At 49.4% G+C, this 1,747-nt stretch carries 1 protein-coding gene; it reads left to right on the top strand.

The window, feature by feature from the left end; all coding sequences use genetic code 11:
- Positions 1-74 precede the first annotated feature (74 nt).
- On the top strand, positions 75-1,747 hold a 1,673-nt coding region (locus tag KDK17_RS18790; protein ID WP_257288792.1), incomplete at its 3' end, for a hypothetical protein.

Raw genomic sequence — 1,747 nt, 5'->3', positions numbered from 1 at the left:
ACGACGTTGGTACACCCGAAAAGTTATCCCTTTTTTTCAAGAATCAATGGTGGAGTCACCTGCGCTGGTTTCTGTTGGCAAAACTACTTCCTCCTTCAATCGTACCCTACCCTTCTTTCAGTCGGGGCATACCATCACTATCACGGGCTTTTGGTGATGCCCCCGACTGCAATCCTCACCCGGTGATGATCGACCACGCTTTACTGAAAGGCCGCTTATCAGTGCAAACTGGTTGTATCGACCATCATCCTGTATGGCAGATCACTGCCTCACCCTCAACATCATCACCAGAGACGCAGGCAGTTGATGGTGATTCATTGTCTGTCTGGCTATCACTATGGGCACTGCTGAATGACACCCATACCAGCACCCTTTTTCTGCGCCCCTGGCGAGAAAGTCACCACAATCGCCTGCAGGCCATTATCTGCCAGACTCATCCACTGACCAATAATAAAAAGTGTCAGAGTGTCCTTATTAATTTTCCGCTGAATCACGAAAAACAGTGGCTACTGCCCGAACTGGCCAAAAAAGAAATCATCAGCACTGACGGACAAACCGCTTTGGACAGTAGCTTCATCAAGCGGGTCAATCAGGCTATTCATTGCCTTTCTTCCCATGGTGAGTTGTTTGCCGAACCTGATAAAGGCAGGACAGCTGAAAAAGAAAAAATACACTTCTGCCACCATAATCACTGGCTTTACCAGTTGTCGGATCAAAGGTGGCTTTATCAACCAGGTATTCCTGAGACTCCGATAACACCCAGTCCAACACTCATCACCGGGAAGTACTTCAACCTCTGGGCATTGGAAAAGGCATCTCCCGGCAATGACACCTATCCGGTCTGGTCGAAGTCTTCTCTATTCATAGCCCGCAACGACAGACATCGGAAATATCATTTCTGGGGAGCAGGAGACCCGGTACTGTTAATGCAGTTCGCTGATGCCCCTTTTAATATCAAGGATCATTATGCCGTTTGGGACGGACCAGACATTGGCACCCTTGTAGAAAGTGAGCATATCAATCTGGCCACTCTGTTTGTAAACACAGTGGCCAATGCGCCATTTAATCTCTATCAATGGCACGGAATGCTCTCAGGGTTCAGTTCATCATCCACACCAAAAAGCCTTAGAGCGAGGGTAAGAGAGCAGATTCTGCGCGACCCCGGCTCACTTTACCAGTTTGTTCAACAGCGACCCGAGTTAATTAACAATGTGCTGACCTATTTAAACCGGGAGTTTCAGGGGCACGCTGTCCACTCATACTTTTCTGGTCGTGTACCCCCTTTTTTTAAACATCAAACAAACAGAAACCCACCGGCTTTGTTGCCAGAAGCACGAAATGCGTTCCAGCCAGATACATCACTTCCTTCAACAGAGTTTGCAACAGTCATAACGGCGGCTTCTGGCGCAGAGGGAAATAGCGGGGAGCCCCAGTCCCAACACCCCCCGGCTTCCCCCTCTGAACAAACAGCAGAACAAAGCAGCAACAGAATTAAACGAACTGCCAGCCCAGAGGGGAGGAACCATGATAACGATGATGAACCACCGCCACCGGATGGGAATGGGAACCATCCGGTCACGCCCGCAGACGCAGTAGCCTCAGCATCCTTGCTTGATCGTCTGGTTGATCTCTACAGGGACTCCGGGCTTCGGCCTGAAAGAGTGGGCTATTTGTCGGATTTCCTGTCAGAAGAGTTGGGTATTCCATCTTTGGAAAAGTTTGAAACCTTGTTCCGTCAATGCCAACC

Source organism: Endozoicomonas sp. SESOKO2 (genome assembly GCF_024606245.1).
Lineage (GTDB): Bacteria > Pseudomonadota > Gammaproteobacteria > Pseudomonadales > Endozoicomonadaceae > Endozoicomonas_A.
This window is presented reverse-complemented; position numbering and strand designations above follow the sequence as displayed.